Here is an 18,326-nt window from a genome sequence, read left to right as displayed (position 1 = left end):
CGACCACTCTGCCATCTCTCCGTACGGCGCGAATAATAGGGGGTATTGAGCAACTTGTAAAGACCTAAATGTAAATAATTAGCTAAAAACAGCATTTGGTTCAAAAAACCACCACAAATAGCTAAAAACCTACATTGCTCATTGCCCTATTAATAATATTGCTTTGGCCTACGTGCAATCCACGAACAAATTAAGCACAGTAATAAACTAAGTGCTAAAAATGTAACGCTTTGAAATATTAAATCAAAACGGTTTAAATCATCACTTGGTACTACCACAAATAAAAATGCAGGTAATACACTAAGCAATAATACATAAAAACAAATTTTAAAGGCCCGACCAAAATCAAACCTTTTAGACTGCTGCATCCACCAGGTTAATAAAACAAGCATTCCCATAGCAGAGCCAGCTATAAAATGTGCAGTATTCGTGCTCATTGCCACATAAAGTGTAATAAAAGCACCCACTATTCCCCAAATTGACCATGCCAGCCAATTCTCTTTTTCTTGTAAAAATAAATTTCCCATCGTTTTCGTCTTCTTTATCGTTATTTTTATTAAGACTTTCCATACTTTAACAAAAAACAACCGATTAAAAAACAAACTGAAGAAGAAAAAGTTAACCTATATTGCTTCCGTGCGCTTCTCACAGCTAAATCAAAAAAGGACGAGCATAACAGCAGCAACCTTAATGCTATATGACTGCGCAGAACTCCAATAGTTCATTATTTATTATAAATAAGTGAAGTAATCATCTGGTTTGTGCTTAGCTGCCTTTTTGCACTCAATCTCTGGGGTGCCTAAATACAAATACCCAACAATTTCATCTTGTTCGTCTAAATTAAGGGCATTTTTGACTGCTGTGCTTTGTGCAAAATACCCTGTACGCCATACACCACCTAAACCTTGTGCAAATGCGGCTTGTTGCATGGCAAGTACACTGCAACCGGCGCTTTGTACTTGCTCAATACGCGGCACTTTTGGATGGGCTTGATACTTAGCAATAGCAATAATGATCATCGGTGCACGCAGCACAAGTTCTTTTGCGCGTTTAATCACTTTTTCTTCTTGCTGCTCAGCAACGGCGCTTTGATGGTATATCTCACCTAATTTATGGCGGGCATTACCTTGAACGACAATAAACTGCCAAGGCGCAATACATCCGTGATCAGGCACCCGTAACGCGGCTTGCTTTATTATATCGAGCTGCTCTGAATTTGGCCCTGGGGCGGTTAATTTAGCGTCAGATTGGCGGGTTAGTAAAAGCTCAATAGCATCCATAGCGTACTCTCATAATTCAAAACGTTAGAGTACCATTTATGCCTTTAAAAAATAAACTCTGCGTAATTATCAATTTTATTAAAACCCTACTTATTCTCTCGTATTACAGCGCCATTACTGCGTAAACAATATTCATATACCACTGTATAAATCCGAGAGAGGCGCTATGCGTTTAACACACGTTACAAACAAAAAGGGCGTATAAAAAATATTTATACGCCCTTTTTAAACCAATTTGTTTGCTACTCTTTTACTACTGCACACCTGAGCCAATAATCAACACTAACAAAGCGACCGCCACCTACAAAAAACAAGCTAAGTAACATGGCAAAATAAATAGCAGAAAATTCAATACCGTTATTTATTATGGAAGGTTTACCTTTTTCATATAAGTAATCAGTAAATCCGTGCTCTTCAACTATGCCCCTAATTTTACCTATACGTTCTTGTACTTCTAGTGAGTTTTCAAGGCTTTCTTTAGCCCCTGGAATTGATAACCAATCAAGTACTTGAGCTGAACTGGTTGTAGGGTTTGATGGCGCTATAGCAAACCAACCATTATGCCAATGCACAGTTGTTGCTGCCACAACCATTGTAAACATCAGCGGAATGCTTACTAAGCGGGTAAATAGCCCAAAGAGTAAAAACCACCCGCCTAAAAATTCACTCCAGCCTGCTAAAAAGGCAAGTAAGTCTGGAAATGGTAAGCCTAAACCCCATTCACTATTGCCAAACCATTGCACAACGCTTGCATCAGCAAGAAAATAGCTAAAAAAGCCGTCGGTTTCTCCACTTAGGGCTAATTTATTAAAGCCCGCAATAATCATTACGGGGGCTAAAATTAAGCGAAAAAGTAACGCAGGTAATCCGTCGGCATACGATAGATTACCCATGATTTTATTATACAAACGAAATAATTTACTCATGTGTGGCCTGCTTTGTCAGTGTATTAAGTTATGGACTCTATACACACAAGACCTGAGGGTACTGTAAATTATTTCATTTTATTAACACTGTTAAATGGCTCTGGCCACTTGAAGCGCTTCAAAAATTGCACGCTTTGCATCAATTGCTGCTGCTAATTTAGCGCCACCAATAACATGTACCTTTGCATTTTCCCGGTGTTGCTCAAGCACTTCATTATTAGAAACCTGCCCTATACACGCAATAACCGTATCAACCGGCAGTACTTGTTTTTCTCCGGCAACAGTAACTGTAAGGCCATTTTTATCAAAACTGTGGTACTGGCAATCAGCAATTTGTTTAACACCATGTTGCTTAGCAACTTGACGATGTATCCAGCCTGTGGTTTTTCCAAGCCCGCTACCAAAGCGCCCTGCACTGCGTTTTAGCATGTATAATTGTCGCTCATCTTTGTGCGGCTCTGCCTCGCACTCAATACCCCACTGCTTTTTAAACTCAGGAATAGATTGCGATTTATGCTCACTTAAAAAAGCAACCATATCAAAGCCAATACCGCCGGCACCTAAAATGGCTATTGATTTGCCCAGTTCGACCTCACCGCGTATAACTTCATCATAAGCAAATACACGCTTAGAGTCTGCGCATTCAATTGCAGCTTCACGCGGGCGTACACCTGTGGCAAATACGATGTCATCGTATTTTTGTAACATTGCATCATCGTAGGCTTTACCAAGCTCTACATTTACGTTGAGCCTTTCAAGTTCATTAGTAAAGTAGCTAAGCGTATGATTAAAGTCTTCTTTACCTGGAATTTGCATGGCTAGATTAAATTGGCCACCCATTTGTGTTTTTTGATCGATAAGCGTTACTGTATGCCCTTTTTCAGCCAAATAACAACTTGCCGAAAGCCCAGCAGGGCCCGCGCCAACAACTAATACATTTTTAGCGTTAGAAGCTTTATCTAACGGGTAATCAAGTTCAAAGGCGGCTTGTGGGTTAACTAAACAGGTTGCACGTTTATTTTTAAATACGTGGTCTAAACAGCCTTGGTTACAGCCAATACAAATATTTATTTGTTTAGTTTGCTGATTTTGATATTTGTTAAAAAACTCCGGATCGGCTAATAAAGGGCGCGCCATTGAAATTAAATCGGCTTCATTATCATTAAGGATTTGGTTTGCTATATCCGGCGTGTTGATACGGTTTACAGCTATAACAGGTACATTCACCACTGACTTTAATCGTTTTGAAGCTTCTTTAAATGCTCCAGGAGGCACCATACTGGCGATTGTTGGCACGCGTGCTTCATGCCACCCAATGCCAGTATTAAAAATATCAACACCGGCCTGCTCAAGTGCTTTTGCCTGAATAGTGACTTCATCAGGGGTTGAGCCATTCGGGATTAGGTCCATGACAGATAATCTAAAAATAATTAAAAACGTATCAGATACTTTAGCCCTAACGGCTTTAACTATTTCAAGCGCTAATCGCATTCTATTTTCTAGGCTGCCACCAAATTCGTCATCGCGTTTATTGGTGTGTGGCGCCATAAATTCATTAATTAAGTAACCTTCAGAGCCCATTACTTCAACACCATCGTAACCTGCTTTTTCTGCCATATAGGCAGAGTGCGCAAAGTCTTTAATGGTTTTTTTAATCGAGCCTAACGACATTTGTTTAGGTTTGTATGGATTTATAGGCGCTTGAATAGCGCTCGGGGCTTGGTTAAACGGATGATAAGCGTATCGACCAGCATGTAAAAGCTGCAAACATATTTTTCCGCCATGTTTATGAACGGCGCCTGTGTATGCACGGTGTTTAAATACATCATAATAACTGTTAAATGATGAAGAAATAGGCGTTAATTTACCGCGCAAGTTAGGGCTGTATCCCCCGGTAATGATCATGGCCGTGCCGCCTTTAGCGCGCGCCTCGTAAAAAGCACTTAACCTTTTGCGGTTGTGCCAGCCCTCTTCAAGGCCTGTATGCATTGAGCCCATTACCAAGCGGTTTCGTAATTGTGTGTGTTTTAATTGTAATTGTTGTTCTAACATCCTGTGCCCCGTTAACTGGTCTAACCTGTATACATTAGCTAATTCTGCTTTAATGGCAAGTAATAAGCAATATGTGCCTGCATTTAATTAAAAATACTATTAAAAACGTATATTTATGTAACCTCATAAACACTTCGTTACGATTTAGCAGTTAAAATTATTTTTATTCTAGGCTAAGATGGAACTAATGTATTAGCTGTACCAAATTAAGGAGCTATTTTGATAGCAAAGGTATTTAGAGGTATTTGGGCTGGAATAAACTTTTCTCGTCGTTTAATACTCAACATTTTGTTTTTATTACTGGTTGTTGTATTTTTTATGTCGCTATCAAGCGATGACGATACAATAATAATAGAAGATGGCTCTGTACTTAGGCTTAATCTTAATGGGCCTATTGTGGAAGAAAAAACATATATAGACCCTGTCGAAGCAGCCATTAACGATGCTACGTCTAATTCAGAAGCACCTAGTGAAATTTTACTTGATGATGTAGTCAAAGTGATTGATGAAGCCACTAATGACGAGCGCATCAGCGTTATCTTACTAGATTTGCAAGAAATGCCGAAAGCCCACCTAAATAAGCTAAAGCGTATTACTAAATCGTTAGATACCTTTAAGCAAGCGGGTAAAAAAGTGATTGCATCGGGCTACTATTACACTCAATCGCAATATTATATTGCATCCCATGCCGATGAAATTGCAATGCATCCTTATGGTTCGGTAGCCATTGAAGGCTATGGAATGTATCCACTTTACTTTAAAGAAGCACTAGAAAAACTTAAAGTAACGCAGCATATTTTCCGTGTCGGTACGTTTAAGTCGGCGGTAGAGCCTTTTATTCGTAATGATATGTCTGATGCTGCTAAAGAAGCAAACCGAGTTTGGCTTGGTGCATTATGGAGCGAATATAAGCAAGATGTTGCTGAGGTACGCCCTTTTGATGAATCTAACTTTGACGAAACCATGGATGCTTACCTTGCTAAAATGAAGGCGGCAAATGGCGATGCAGGTAAATATGCACTTGACCATCAATGGGTCGACTCGCTTAAAACAACTCAGCAAATTCGCCAACAACTCATTGATTTAGTTGGCGCACAAGAAGACGGTAAAACATTTAAGCAAGTGTCTTTTCGTGAATACTTAAGCTTAGTTAAGCCCCCTATCGAATTTGATAACCCAATTACAGAAAAAGTTGCTGTAGTTGTTGCTAAAGGTACGATTGTTGATGGTGAGCGCAAAGCAGGTGAAATTGGCGGCGATTCTACCGCAGCATTACTTCGCAAAGCACGCCTTGATGATAAAGTAAAAGCGGTTGTTTTACGTATTGATTCAGGTGGCGGCAGCATGTTTGCCTCTGAGGTTATTCGTGCTGAAGTATTAGCACTTAAAGCTGCAGGCAAACCTGTAATCGCATCAATGAGCTCAGTTGCCGCATCTGGCGGTTATTGGATTGCCTCAGCAGCTAACGAAATTTGGGCAGCACCAAGTACTATCACCGGTTCTATTGGTGTGTTTGGTACATTTATGACTTTTGAAGATACTTTATCTGAAATTGGTGTGTACTCAGATGGTGTTGCAACGTCAGAAATGGCTGGATTTTCTATTACTCGCCCGCTTAATGAAAAAATGGCGCAAGTTATTCAAATGAGTGTTGAAGAAGCTTATAGCCGCTTTATAGATGTGGTTGCTGATGCGCGCAATATGACACCAGAGCAAGTTGATAAAATTGCACAAGGGCGTGTGTGGATTGCTTCACAAGCACAAGAGCTTGGCCTAGTTGATAAGCTTGGTGATAAACAAGATGCGATTGATGCTGCAGCGGCGCTTGCCAAACTTAATCACTACGAAGTGAAAACAATTAAGCAAGATCTAAGCCCGCAAGAAAAAATGCTACAAGATATTTTTGGCAGTGCATCCGTTAAATCTATGCTTGGCTTAAATACAGATACAGCCTCTGTTTTAGCCACTCAAGCTAATATTAATACGGTGATAAAGCGCCTAAGTAGTGAAGTAGCTGATCTGAAAGATTATAACGATCCGCAGGGTGTATACGCACGTTGTTTAGAGTGTAGCGTTGCACAATAAAAGTGCACGTATTTACTCAAGCAGCTGTATTTAAAACAACTTAACGTTATACTAAGCCCAGTTTTTTTACTGGGCTTTTTTTATGAAACGTAAACGCATTTATATCGCATACACTGGCGGTACCATAGGTATGAAAAAATCGAGCCGTGGCTACATTCCGGCTGAAGGTTTTTTAACAGAAACAGTGGTTAATAACGCAGAATTTAACCGTGAAGAAATGCCCCTTTTTGATATTCACGAGTACTGCCCTTTAATCGATTCATCAGATATGTCGCCAGCGCATTGGCAACTAATAGCTGATGACATTAAAAGCAAATACCACGATTACGATGGTTTTGTGGTACTTCATGGCACCGATACAATGGCTTACACGGCCTCGGCCCTGTCGTTCATGTTCGAAAACTTAACTAAACCCGTTATTGTTACTGGCTCACAAATTCCTTTATCGCAATTACGCTCTGACGGCCAAGTTAACTTATTAAACGCCATGTTTTTAGCGGCTAATTACCCTATTGCTGAAGTGAGCTTATTTTTTAATAACCAATTATTTAGAGGTAACCGAGCCACGAAAGCACATGCCGATGGTTTTAATGCTTTTGCATCTCCTAACCTAGAGCCTTTAGCGTTATCTGGAATTAATATTCAGCTAATTAAAGGTCAGCTAAGTCCTTATGTAGAAAACGAACTACAGGTAACCACCATTACACCTCAACCAATTGGTGTACTTTATTTATACCCAGGCATTAGTAAAGACGTGGTTAAAAGTTTGGTGAATGACAATATAAAAGCACTGGTATTGCTTAGCTTTGGCGTAGGTAATGCCCCACAAGACCCTGACTTTTTAGACGTGCTAAGTGAGGCAAGTAAACGCGGCATGGTTATTGTTAATTTAACGCAGTGTTTAAAAGGCCATGTAAATATGGGTGGTTACGCTACGGGTAACGCGTTATTAAATATTGGTGTAATAAGTGGCTACGATATGACACTAGAGGCGTGTTTAACAAAGCTGCATTATTTGTTTAGCCAAAACCTAGAAATTGAAACGATTCGCCATTTAATGCAAGACAATTTACGCGGTGAATTAAGTCGCTAAATTTAGTGACCAAAACGCAAAAGGCACGCTAAATAGCGTGCCTTTATTAATTTATAAACGCGGTAATTATCTTACTTTTGCGTCTATACCCACTAAATCAGTTAAGTGGCACACTTCACCTGAGTGAGTTTTAATACCATGCTCGCCAAAGTAATCACGCTGAGCTTGTACTAAATGCCCATTACTTGGTGTGGTTAATGTGGCTAAATACGTTTGTGTTGATGCAAGTACAGGGAACGCTAAGCCAGTCATTACAGCTTGCCCAGTTACTTTGCGAAGCGCATTAGATTCTTTTTCAAGCGTATCAATGTACTCTACGCCTTGCGCTACGCTATCTAGGTAGTCAGCACGAATAATACAACCCGCACGCCATGTTTGCAGTGTTTTAGACAAGTCTACTTTCCACTGATGGGTACGAGAAGCCCCTTTAATTAACGCTAAACCTTGGCGATACGCTAATAAACTCGCCAATGTAAATGCATCTTTTAGCTCTTCAAGGTCAATATCAACCTTGTTTGTAGCTTTAGCGGCATACGTCATTTCTTGTGCAGCGGTGGTGTCACATACATTGGTTAAGTGGCGAGCTTGCACCGCAGCAACCAATGAAGGAACAGCAATACCCAGTTCAAGTGCATTTTGCGCAGTCCACAGGCCTGTGCCTTTTGCGCCTACTTTGTTATCGATTAAATCAACAAGCGGCTCTTGCTTGGTGTTTTCAAGAGATAAAATATGGCTAGAAATAGCAAGTAAGTAGCTATTTAAGTGACCGGTAGACCAGTCATCAAAAATTTCAGCCACTTCTTTTGGTGAGCGACCTGTGCCAATACGAAGTAGTTGATACACTTCAGCAATAAGCTGCATAATTGCGTATTCAATGCCGTTGTGAACCATTTTTACAAAATGGCCACTGGCCGATTGACCAACGCGTGCAAAACACGACTCGCCATTGTAGCTAGCGGCTACTTTTTCAAACCACGGTTCGATACGCTCCCAACCGCCTTCTGAGCCACTTGCCATCATTGCAGGACCATGACGAGCGCCTTCGGCACCGCCAGAAATACCCATGGTGGCAAATTCAAATTTGTTTTGATACTTAAGTTTACGATTAATGCCGTCTTTGTAGTTACTGTTACCACAATCTACAATCATATCGTTACACTGTACGCCAGCTTCAACAAGCTCATTACACACAGCATCAACCAGTTCGCCTGCAGGCACTAATAATAAAATAGAGCGAGGTGCTTCTAAACGCCTTACCATGTCTCCTAAATCAGAAACAATATGAAGTCTATCGGCCATGCCTTGCGATTTAGCACAACTTAATAACTCTTCACCCGCATGTGGGTTTTTATCATATGCGACTAACGTTATGCCTTTTTCAATCATGTTTAAGGCAATATTTTTGCCCATAACGCCTAACCCGACTAATGCAACTTGCATTTAGTGTCCTCCTCGGTAACAACTATTTGGTTAGTAAACTAAGTAATTCATTAAATAATACCGCGTGCATTATACTCATACCGTCATAAAATGCGAACGTTGAGCTAATACAGCATGCTTTTTTATTACGCTATTAAAAAGCACTGCAATTGTATCAAATATAAGGGCTGTGCGGTTACAAATACTCTGCGTATTTTGAATTTAAGATCATTGACGGATTTTGACACCGGTGTCATAATGATGACATATTCGTTTTGTATAAAATAGTGGCAATACTAACTAGTTTGCCTATAACTAAAAATGTTTATACATAAGTTATAAGTATTTTGAAGTCACAAAATAACCGTCAACCTGCTTACACATCTAAGCACACAGGAGAATTTGATGCTAAGACGCACAAAAATAGTCGCTACACTTGGGCCTGCAACAGATCGAGATAACAATCTAGAAAAAATTATTCGCGCTGGCGCTAATGTAGTACGTTTAAACTTCTCACATGGTGTTGCACAAGATCATAAAGACCGTGCACAAGCTGTACGCGAGATAGCCACAAAATTAGGTAAACATGTTGCTATCCTTGCAGACCTTCAAGGTCCTAAAATTCGTGTTTCAACGTTTAAAAAAGGTAAAGTAAACCTTGAAGTAGGCGCTAAATTCACCCTAGATGCAAAAATGGAAAAAGGTGAAGGCGACGTAAACGCGGTAGGTATTGATTACAAAGAACTACCACAAGATGTAAGCCCTGGCGATTTATTACTATTAAACGATGGCCTTATTCAACTAACCGTTGAGCAAGTAGAAGGTCACTTAGTGCACTGCTCGGTTACGGTAGGTGGTGTATTATCAAATAATAAAGGCATTAACCGTTTAGGCGGTGGTTTAACAGCCCCTGCGTTTACAGAAAAAGACAAAGAAGATTTAATCACTGCCGCTGAAATAGATGTTGATTACATTGCAGTATCATTCCCACGCAGTGGCGATGATATGCGTTATGTACGCTCTTTAGCAGAAGCTGCAGGCTCTAAAGCACAACTACTTGCAAAAATTGAACGTGCAGAAGCCGTAGAAACACAAGAAGCCGTAGATGACATTGTTTTAGCATCAGACGCTGTAATGGTTGCTCGTGGCGATTTAGGTGTTGAAATTGGTGATGCTGCGCTTATGGGTAAACAAAAACTCATTATTCGTCGCGCTCGTTCATTAAACCGTACTGTTGTAACCGCAACACAAATGATGGAATCGATGATCGATAACCCAATGCCAACACGCGCAGAAGTTATGGATGTGGCAAACGCGGTACTTGATGGTACTGATGCAGTTATGCTTTCAGCAGAAACCGCTGCCGGTGATTACCCTGAAGAAACGGTCGCTACAATGGCACGTGTTTGTTTAGGTGCAGAATCGCAAAAAGAAACCCATGTATCTAAGCACCGTTTAGACAGCCGTTTTTCTAACAATGCAGAATCTATCGCGCTTTCAGCCATGTACGCTGCTAACCACTTAGATTCGGTTAAAGCCATTGTTACCTTAACTGAGTCAGGTAGCACCGCTAAACTTATGTCGCGTATCAGCTCTGGTTTACCTATTTACTCGCTTTCACGCCATGCAAGCACGCTAGGCCAAACAGCGCTTTATCGTGGTGTTTACCCTGTGTTTTTTGATTCTACAAAAACTGAAAAAGACGGAATGGTTAAAGCCGCACTTGATACCCTTGTAGCACAAGGTTCATTACACTCTGGCGATACAGTAATTATTACTCACGGTGACTCTATGGAAACTGTGGGCGCAACGAACACAATGAAAATTGTAACTGTAGCGTAATTTCTGCCTTATATAAAAAATGCGAGCTAAGCTCGCATTTTTTATGCCTGTAAAATATCAAACTAGCTGGCTAGCGCTGCTTTTACTTTATCACGGTAGCTTCGGCTTACTTTAAGCTCTTGTCCGTTTTCAAGCACTAATAAATACTCACCGCTTACTTGTGTAACCAGCTTGCTTATTTGTTTTGTATTTACAATTGCACTGCGGTGAACGCGCACAAACAAATGTGGGTCGAGCTCTTGCTCAAGCTCTTTCATTGTTTTGCGCAAAATATGTGTTTGCCCATCTTGGCAATGTAAACACATATAATCGCCGGCGGCATCAACCCACTGAATTGTCGCAACCGGGACACGAATAATTTCACCCTGCTCTTTTACCGCCAGTGATTCTGGGTAACGTTTGTCGGTTAGGGTATCGCCTGTGGCTAATTTTTTAAGTATTTCTTCACAGTTATTACCTGTAATACCGGCAACAAAACTCGCTAGTTTTTTCTTATGGGCGTTGTCTTGCTGTGTTTTTAAGTAACTATGCACTTTTTCTACCGCCTGTTTTAGTCTGTTATCGTCAACGGGTTTTAAAATGTAATCCAAAGCATGTATTTCAAATGCCTTTACTGCAAATTGATCAAATGCAGTAACAAACACAATCGCGGGTAACGCTTTAGTGCTTTCGCTTAAGGCACGGGCAACTTCAAAGCCATTCATTCCTGGCATTTGTATATCTAAAAAAACTAAGTCTATTGGGTGCTCTTTACATGCTTCTATTGCATCAGAGCCTGAACTACACAGTTTAATTACTTCTATATCAGTATATTCTTCAAGTCTTACTGCTAAGCCCTTTCTTGCTAATGGTTCATCATCAACAATGATGGTTTTAATTTTAGTCATTTCTTCACAGCCTTCTCAAACGGTACTCGCAGATTAACTTTCAATCCACTTGGCGTATTATGTGATAATACAAACGAATAATTATTTTCATAGAGCGTTTTTAATCTGTCTTTGGTATTTGCCACCCCTACCCCTTGTGCATTTACAAGTTGTCCGTCTATTAGTTCGGTACCGGGGCCATTATCACCTACTTCAAGTAGTAGCTCGTTGGCAAAAACCTGTGCTTTTATGTCTATCACACCGCCTTGTGACATATGCGCAATGGCGTATTTAATTGCGTTTTCAATTATCGGTTGCAAAATTAAGCTTGGCACAAGTGCCTCTTTTGCTTGCTCGCTTACATCTACATTTACTTTTAAGCGCTCATCAAATCTAACCCGCTCTATTTCTAAATACAGCATTAATGCGTGTAGCTCTTGCTCTAAAGGCACTTTTTTAATGGGATCGGTATTTAGTGTATAACGCAAAAAGTCGCTTAACCTTGCCACCATTAAGTTAGCATCTTTGTTTTCTTTTACCAAAACTAATGTAGAAATAGCATTAAGCGTATTAAATAAAAAATGCGGGTTAAGTTGATATCTGAGCATTTTTAATTGCGCTTCATGGGCCATTGTAGTTGCTTTAAGCGCTTTTTGTCGCTCACTTTGTAATAGCTGATAATACTTTATGCCAAAGTATAAGCCACTCCAACATAAAATTATGTAAACAGAATCTAAGCCATGCTGTAAATAGTAAAACCAATCTTCTGGGCGATAACCATGGCGGTATATTTCCCATAAATTAAATTTTTGCACAATTGCCCACAATGTACCTGTAATGTACGAGGCGCCAAATACAACCACCATTAATATCCACGGCGATGCATTCCAAGTTTTTCTGTAAATATAACGAAGTGGGACTGTCATTAAACAGCCCGCATAGGCATTTAATAATATAACGAACACGTAAATATCACGCATTTCAAATACTTTAGAGCCGATATAATTTACAAGCGCATAACCAATCCAGCCTGCAATTTGCAATAGCCAAAAAAAGCGTTGCCTGTTATCAACTAAAGATTGCCAATTCAAAATAAAATACAACTCCGTATAAGTTAGCCAATAAGTTAAAATTACGTTAGCTAATTTAACCACTGGTTTGGTTATTATATCGATTATTACAAAGTGTTAGCAGTACCAACTGTCTTAATTTTTAAGAGCCTTACCGCAAAGTTAAGCCAATAAAAAAGCGAAAGGCTTTAACCTTTCGCTTTTAAAATGCCGATTCAATCAGCTCGTATGGGCAAAGCCACCTTATAAACTAGGCAAGTTTATCTGACGCCACTTTATAAGTTGGGTCTTCAATTACGTTTACCTCAACTAAGTCACGCGCTTTGTGTAACAGCTGCTTACAGTCTTTACTTAAATGACGTAAGTGAAGCTGTTTACCTGCTTTAGTGTACTTATCAGCTAAGCTGTCGATGGCTTCTATGGCACTGTGATCCGCAACACGGCTGTGTTCAAATTCAATAATTACATCTTTAGGGTCGTTTTTAACATCGAATAACTCAGAAAAGTTTTTAACTGAGCCAAAAAATAGCGGACCGTGAAGCTCGTAAACTTTAGCACCTTGCTCATCAATGTAATTAGTTGTGTAGATATGTTTTGCATGATTCCAAGCAAATACCAAGGCAGAAACAATAACACCCACACACACGGCAATCGCTAAATCGGTTACTACGGTTACGCCAGATACCAATACAATTACAAAGGCATCAGACAGTGGTACACGCTTCATCATTTTAAAGCTTGCCCATTCAAACGTACCAAGTACAACCATAAACATAACACCTACAAGCGCAGCCAGTGGGATCATTTCAATTAAACTTGAAGCAAATATAATAAATGCAAGCAGCATTAGTGCAGCACTTATACCCGACAAGCGCGAGCGCCCACCCGAATTAATATTGATCATTGATTGCCCAATCATGGCACAGCCACCCATTGCGCCAAAAAAGCCACAGGTTACATTAGCAGCACCTTGGCCAATACACTCTTTATTTGAGTGGCCACGGGTTTCGGTAATTTCATCAATCAAGCTAAGCGTTAATAACGACTCAATTAAACCAATAGCCGCTAAAATTAATGCATACGGAAAAATTATATAAAAAGTTTCCAGGGTAAATGGGACCATAGGAATGTGAAATTCAGGTAAGCCGCCAGCAATGGTAGCCGCTTCATTACCTGTCATCCCTTTTAGGAAATCAAGTACAGTGCGCGAGTCTAAATCAAGGCCTATTACTAACGCGGTTACCGTTACAATAGCCACTAAAGAAGAAGGCACTGCAGTGGTGAGCTTAGGTAAAAAGTGAATGATAGCCATGGTTAATGCAACTAAACCTAACATGATGTAAAGCGGGTTACCTGTCATCCATTGCTGGCCACCTGCGCCATCTGGCACTTTAAACTGCCCAAGTTGCGCTAAAAATATTACTATCGCTAATCCATTTACAAAGCCGAGCATAACAGGATGAGGGACCATGCGAATAAACTTACCGAGCTTAAATATCCCCGCGAGTATTTGCAGTATTCCCATCAGCAACACCGTGGCAAATAAATACTCAACACCGTGATCAAGTACCAAACTTACCATTACAACAGCTAATGCACCGGTTGCGCCCGAAATCATACCAGGGCGGCCACCAAAAATAGCCGTAATTAAACCAACGATAAACGCGGCGTAGAGACCAACTAAAGGTTCGACATTTGCTACAAAAGCAAACGCAACAGCTTCTGGAACTAAAGCAAGTGCTACAGTTAAGCCAGATAAAATATCGTTTTTAGCAGAGCTAGGCGCTTTGCTGAGTAAGTTAAACATTGAGTTCCTCAGGGGGTTATTAGGTTAGGATCGAAAAAGCGCTAAATGTTACCAAATTAGCGCTCATTTAACAATTCGCACACACCGTTATTAGCTTTCTTAGTATAGCTTAACTTTGTGTCGTTTATTTTATAGAGGAAGAGATGTACTGCGTTTTACACATGTCATGGTTACGTTAGAGTGTACCTCTTGAACGTATTCTAAACTGAGTAAATTGTCACGTACAAAGTGCTCATAGCCTTCTATACCTTGTGAGATTATACGCAGCATAAAGTCCATGGTGCCGGCCATTGTGTAACATTCTGTCACTTCGTCATAGCTCATGATTAGCTTTTCAAATTCAGCTAAGTTTTTCTTGCCATGATTTGATAAGCGCACATGTGCGTATACAAGCATGTCAAAACCAAGCTTTTTCTCATCTAAAAGCGCAACTTTACTTTTGATATAGCCATCTTGTTCAAGCTTTGCAATGCGTCGCCAACAAGGTGATTGAGATAAGCCTACTTTGTCTGCAATTTCAGCAGTTGAAAGACTTGCGTCCTGTTGTAAAAGTGCCAAAATTTGGCGATCTACGTGATTTAGAGACATTTTATTTCTTATTTATCTAATAAACTGGTTAAATTATACAGCCAATTTAAAATTCCGTCTGCAATAATTTTGCATTTTCATGGATTTTAATTAACCAAATTGGCCACTTACAAATGGATTAGTGCGTTTTTCGTGGCCTACAGTGGTATCTTCACCATGGCCAGCTAAAATACGCGTGTTGTCATCAAGTGTTAAAATATGGCTTCTAATAGACTCAATGAGCTGCTTTGTATTGCCTTTAGGGAAATCTGTACGCCCTACAGCACCTTTAAAAATAACATCGCCAACAATAACGCATTGCTGATCAGGCTCATAAAACACAATATGACCCGGTGTGTGCCCAGGGCAATGCTTAACACTAAAGCTAAGTTTGCCAAGCGTTAATACATCATTATGATTAAGCCAAATATCAGGGTAAAAAGCATCAATAGCTGCAAAACCAAACATTTGTGCTTGCATAGGCAGGTTATCAAACCAAAATGACTCATCTTTTTGCGGGCCAATAATTTGCACATTGTAGTGTGACCGTAATTCATCAGCCGCACCTACGTGGTCTAAATGCCCGTGCGTAAGCCAAATAGCGCTCAGTACTAATTTGTGCTCATTAAGCGTGGCTATAATTTTTTGCGCATCACCACCTGGGTCTATCACCACAGCTTGCCTTGTTTCTGTACAGCTAATTATTCTGCAATTTTGAGAAAAAGCAGTCACGGGTATCGTAATAACGTGCATATTAAATTTCTTTATCTTTTTGATCGGGAATAACGGCTACTTGCTCATACGACATTAAAATTGGGTATTTCAAATACGCTTCGTCATAAAATGGCGTGTGTGAATATAACCAGTGCAAACGTGCATTGGCATCTTGCGCAAATGCTTTATCTTGAAGTTTTTTATCAAACTCGAGAGCAAGTTTTGGGTTGTCTTTAAGCATTTTCCTTGCGTAAGGGATTAACGCGTAGTTTTCCATGTACTCTGTTCGTTGAAAAATTGTATTAAACTCACCCCACGCAAAAAATGAATCAGGAGCCTCTGGGTGTAATAAATGAACCGCTAACTCCCCTGCTTTTTGCTGCGTATTTACTTGATACCATCCGTCTAAATCTACATTTATTGCTGGTACATAATCAAAACTTGCAGAGACTCTAAAGCGCCCTTCAAATGGGGCTTTATCAAACGAGTAATCAAGTACTTTGGCAAGCTTTAAAGGTTGCGTATTCGCGCCTTTAAGTTTGTTTACTGACACCCCATGTAACTTAAGCTTTTCTATTATATCGCTATATACAGGCGGAACAAAAAACGCTTCAGGCACATCAACAACTCGTTCAACCTCTTTTTGCCAATAAATCGGTAAGTCAGTGTAGGTATAGGCTTTACCTAAATATTTAACCTCAGTTTGCCCCGAAAGCGCACTTACACTTGATGTGTATTCTACCCCTTTAAACTCACTAATCGTGTCTGCTTGTTTAGCATAACCTCGTTTAACAATTAGTTTCTCAGGTACAAATTCTTGCTCTTTTTTAACGGCGTTCGAAAGCTCATGACTGTACTGAGAAAGCGCGTTTATTGCCCCATCTAAAAATACATAGGTGCCTAATACGCGTTGTTGATAAGGTTTTAAAGAATGGTTTTCGACTAAAATTGTTGGTAATGATTTTAAATCGCCCCACCCGTTTGAAAAACGCGGTGTAGCCACCCAACCTGCAAGGCCTTTTTTAAAGTCGCGTTTATCCATAACAAATACCAATGGCCCAGGTATATGCCCTTGCTTTTGTAATGTTTCGTCAATAACCGGCTTTATATACTGATCTAACGCATCAGATATAGCAGGCGATTCGCTTGCAAATACAGGGTTATAACCATAGGTCACATCGTACTGATAATCGGCGCCATCGGTAACATGCACATCAATGTATAGGTTTGGGTTGTAATCATTAATAACCTTTAAAACACTTCTCACCTCTGGTGTATCTAATTTAGTGAAATCGCGATTAAGGTTTAGATTATTTGCATTGGTTCTAAAGCCCATTTTTTCAGGGCCGCGCTGGTTTATGCGATTAAATGCGCTGCTGCGTTCATGCCCATCTACGTTTAAAATAGGAATAAAAAGTATGTTTACCTTTTTTAAAATATCACGGCGCTTACCTGTTGCAATATCGCGCAGCAACATAAACATGGCGTCTTTACCATCTATCTCACCTGCATGAATACCGGCTTGGATAAAAACGGTGGGCTTAGTGCTGTTGGCCATTTGCCCTGCTTCAAAAAAACCTTGTTCACTGGCAACCACCATTTTAATAGCGCGATTACTATTACTGTAGCCTATTATTTGAGACTGAAACTGCGTGGGGTTTGCCGCTACAAGCCTATCTACAAACGCCATAGTATCGGCATAGTTTGGCGAGGCTTTGCCCTGAGATAACTCAAAATCAGTGGTTAACGGCCCTTGCTGCTGTAATAACGAAACGCTATCACCTTGCCAAGGAATAAGAGGCGGTAAATGACTGTTATCTGCCACAATTGCAGATAAAAATAACAGGCTTGCAAACATAGTTTTCTCTAACAAACGCTATAATAAAATAAATTATACCAAGTAAACATAGCGATATTATAAAAGTGCGGTGATTCAACAAAAAAGAAAGCCCGTTTATACCCATGCACTTAATAAAGTGATTATTAAAGTAGTTAATTTTAAGGCTGGGGAAAAGTATCGGAAGCTTAGCAAAAAATTCGTTGTTTATACCAATCCGCTTAATTAAGTTATCTATTTTGAGAATGAATAAACATGTTAATAGTAGTAAAAACTTCGCTAATTAGTTGTTCTAAACGAGAGTTTTTTAACGCATATAGCGACATATTTAGCCTAAAATTAAGAAAGTATTATTGCGGGAGAATATTATTAGGCGAGTCTTTAATTATAGGCACAAAAAAAGGAGCCTAGGGCTCCTCTTTATTACTTATTTAAAAAAGCTTAAGCTGCCGCTAGGCCTTCTTTTGCTTTTTCAACAAGCGCTGCAAATGCAACTTGGTCGTAAACAGCGATATCTGCAAGGATCTTACGATCGATTTCTACAGAAGTCTTTTTAAGACCATTGATAAAACGGCTGTAAGACAGACCATTTTGACGTGAAGCTGCATTGATACGTGCAATCCATAATTGACGGAAAGTACGTTTCTTAGCACGACGGTCACGGTAAGCGTATTGACCCGCTTTAGTAACTGCCTGGAAAGCTACGCGGTAAACACGTGAACGTGCTCCGTAGTAACCTTTAGCTTGCTTTAAAACTTTTTTGTGACG

At 39.9% G+C, this 18,326-nt stretch carries 15 protein-coding genes; 3 read left to right on the top strand and 12 right to left on the bottom strand.

Translation table 11 applies throughout. The features are described from left to right. Positions 1–149: 149 nt before the first annotated feature. The 4 genes from B4F91_RS13345 to B4F91_RS13330 all read right to left on the bottom strand — a co-directional run bounded on the left by B4F91_RS13345 (position 150) and on the right by B4F91_RS13330 (position 4,258). Positions 150–527 carry a hypothetical protein gene (locus tag B4F91_RS13345; protein ID WP_024034084.1) on the bottom strand — a complete coding sequence of 126 codons (378 nt, stop codon included), beginning with the start codon at positions 525–527 and terminating at the stop codon, positions 150–152. A gap of 204 nt (positions 528–731) precedes the next feature. Beyond that, positions 732–1,280 carry an NAD(P)H nitroreductase gene (locus tag B4F91_RS13340; protein WP_286938467.1) on the bottom strand — a complete coding sequence of 183 codons (549 nt, stop codon included), beginning with the start codon at positions 1,278–1,280 and terminating at the stop codon, positions 732–734. Positions 1,281–1,522: 242 nt separating this feature from the next. Continuing rightward, entirely contained in the window at positions 1,523–2,206 is a 684-nt protein-coding gene (locus B4F91_RS13335; RefSeq protein ID WP_286938469.1) for a DoxX family protein, read from the bottom strand. Between the two features lie 90 nt (positions 2,207–2,296). Next, the gene (locus tag B4F91_RS13330) at positions 2,297–4,258 is read right to left on the bottom strand and encodes an FAD-dependent oxidoreductase (protein WP_121637424.1); all 1,962 of its coding nucleotides are present in this window, start codon (positions 4,256–4,258) and stop codon (positions 2,297–2,299) included. Between the two features lie 219 nt (positions 4,259–4,477). On the opposite strand from B4F91_RS13330, the gene sppA reads away from it, so the two are divergent. Both sppA and ansA read left to right on the top strand, forming a co-directional pair. Beyond that, on the top strand, positions 4,478–6,343 hold the full coding sequence (gene sppA, locus B4F91_RS13325; RefSeq protein WP_286938471.1) for a signal peptide peptidase SppA: 1,866 nt from the start codon (positions 4,478–4,480) through the stop codon (positions 6,341–6,343). 82 nt (positions 6,344–6,425) lie between these two features. After that, positions 6,426–7,436: an asparaginase gene (ansA, locus tag B4F91_RS13320; RefSeq protein ID WP_024034079.1), complete on the top strand. Its 1,011-nt coding sequence runs from the start codon at positions 6,426–6,428 to the stop codon at positions 7,434–7,436. A gap of 66 nt (positions 7,437–7,502) precedes the next feature. Here the strand turns inward: ansA and gndA are convergent, their stop codons facing one another. Continuing rightward, positions 7,503–8,876 (bottom strand): NADP-dependent phosphogluconate dehydrogenase, encoded by a 1,374-nt coding sequence (gene gndA / locus B4F91_RS13315; RefSeq protein ID WP_055253454.1) that lies wholly within the window; start codon positions 8,874–8,876, stop codon positions 7,503–7,505. 384 nt (positions 8,877–9,260) lie between these two features. Between gndA and pyk the strand changes: the two genes are divergently transcribed. Beyond that, positions 9,261–10,697 (top strand): pyruvate kinase, encoded by a 1,437-nt coding sequence (gene pyk / locus B4F91_RS13310; protein WP_055253453.1) that lies wholly within the window; start codon positions 9,261–9,263, stop codon positions 10,695–10,697. A gap of 62 nt (positions 10,698–10,759) precedes the next feature. Here the strand turns inward: pyk and B4F91_RS13305 are convergent, their stop codons facing one another. The 7 genes from B4F91_RS13305 to rplT all read right to left on the bottom strand — a co-directional run. After that, positions 10,760–11,584: a LytR/AlgR family response regulator transcription factor gene (locus tag B4F91_RS13305; protein WP_024034076.1), complete on the bottom strand. Its 825-nt coding sequence runs from the start codon at positions 11,582–11,584 to the stop codon at positions 10,760–10,762. After that, positions 11,581–12,654, bottom strand: coding sequence for a sensor histidine kinase (locus tag B4F91_RS13300; protein WP_024034075.1), 1,074 nt, complete (start codon positions 12,652–12,654; stop codon positions 11,581–11,583). The genes B4F91_RS13305 and B4F91_RS13300 overlap by 4 nt, the downstream gene beginning before the upstream one ends. 229 nt (positions 12,655–12,883) lie before the next feature. Beyond that, positions 12,884–14,440 carry a SulP family inorganic anion transporter gene (locus tag B4F91_RS13295; RefSeq protein WP_004587844.1) on the bottom strand — a complete coding sequence of 519 codons (1,557 nt, stop codon included), beginning with the start codon at positions 14,438–14,440 and terminating at the stop codon, positions 12,884–12,886. A 129-nt stretch (positions 14,441–14,569) separates the two neighbouring features. Next, positions 14,570–15,028 (bottom strand): Lrp/AsnC family transcriptional regulator, encoded by a 459-nt coding sequence (locus B4F91_RS13290; protein ID WP_002960703.1) that lies wholly within the window; start codon positions 15,026–15,028, stop codon positions 14,570–14,572. Between the two features lie 90 nt (positions 15,029–15,118). Further along, positions 15,119–15,760: an MBL fold metallo-hydrolase gene (locus B4F91_RS13285; RefSeq protein WP_286938143.1), complete on the bottom strand. Its 642-nt coding sequence runs from the start codon at positions 15,758–15,760 to the stop codon at positions 15,119–15,121. A 1-nt stretch (position 15,761) separates the two neighbouring features. Further along, complete coding sequence (locus B4F91_RS13280; RefSeq protein ID WP_248530926.1) at positions 15,762–17,579, bottom strand: M14 family metallopeptidase; 1,818 nt, start codon at positions 17,577–17,579, stop codon at positions 15,762–15,764. Positions 17,580–17,999: 420 nt separating this feature from the next. Continuing rightward, positions 18,000–18,326: 50S ribosomal protein L20 (gene rplT, locus B4F91_RS13275; protein WP_288635840.1), on the bottom strand; the 327-nt coding region annotated here is incomplete at its 5' end.

This window comes from Pseudoalteromonas sp. UBA6610 (assembly GCF_002433295.1).
In the GTDB taxonomy this organism is placed as follows: domain Bacteria; phylum Pseudomonadota; class Gammaproteobacteria; order Enterobacterales; family Alteromonadaceae; genus Pseudoalteromonas; species Pseudoalteromonas atlantica.
Note: the sequence above shows the minus strand (reverse complement) of the source record. Positions and strands in the feature narration are given on the sequence as shown.

What these genes read in the sequence shown, in the direction of transcription:
- B4F91_RS13335 (WP_286938469.1), bottom strand. Translation starts at nt 2,206, where the DNA reads ATGAGTAAATTATTTCGTTTGTATAATAAAATCATGGGTAATCTATCG.
- ansA (WP_024034079.1), top strand. Translation starts at nt 6,426, where the DNA reads ATGAAACGTAAACGCATTTATATCGCATACACTGGCGGTACCATAGGT.
- B4F91_RS13285 (WP_286938143.1), bottom strand. Translation starts at nt 15,760, where the DNA reads ATGCACGTTATTACGATACCCGTGACTGCTTTTTCTCAAAATTGCAGA.
- B4F91_RS13340 (WP_286938467.1), bottom strand. Translation starts at nt 1,280, where the DNA reads ATGGATGCTATTGAGCTTTTACTAACCCGCCAATCTGACGCTAAATTA.
- gndA (WP_055253454.1), bottom strand. Translation starts at nt 8,876, where the DNA reads ATGCAAGTTGCATTAGTCGGGTTAGGCGTTATGGGCAAAAATATTGCC.
- B4F91_RS13280 (WP_248530926.1), bottom strand. Translation starts at nt 17,579, where the DNA reads ATGTTTGCAAGCCTGTTATTTTTATCTGCAATTGTGGCAGATAACAGT.
- B4F91_RS13305 (WP_024034076.1), bottom strand. Translation starts at nt 11,584, where the DNA reads ATGACTAAAATTAAAACCATCATTGTTGATGATGAACCATTAGCAAGA.
- B4F91_RS13295 (WP_004587844.1), bottom strand. Translation starts at nt 14,440, where the DNA reads ATGTTTAACTTACTCAGCAAAGCGCCTAGCTCTGCTAAAAACGATATT.
- B4F91_RS13345 (WP_024034084.1), bottom strand. Translation starts at nt 527, where the DNA reads ATGGGAAATTTATTTTTACAAGAAAAAGAGAATTGGCTGGCATGGTCA.
- pyk (WP_055253453.1), top strand. Translation starts at nt 9,261, where the DNA reads ATGCTAAGACGCACAAAAATAGTCGCTACACTTGGGCCTGCAACAGAT.
- B4F91_RS13330 (WP_121637424.1), bottom strand. Translation starts at nt 4,258, where the DNA reads ATGTTAGAACAACAATTACAATTAAAACACACACAATTACGAAACCGC.
- B4F91_RS13290 (WP_002960703.1), bottom strand. Translation starts at nt 15,028, where the DNA reads ATGTCTCTAAATCACGTAGATCGCCAAATTTTGGCACTTTTACAACAG.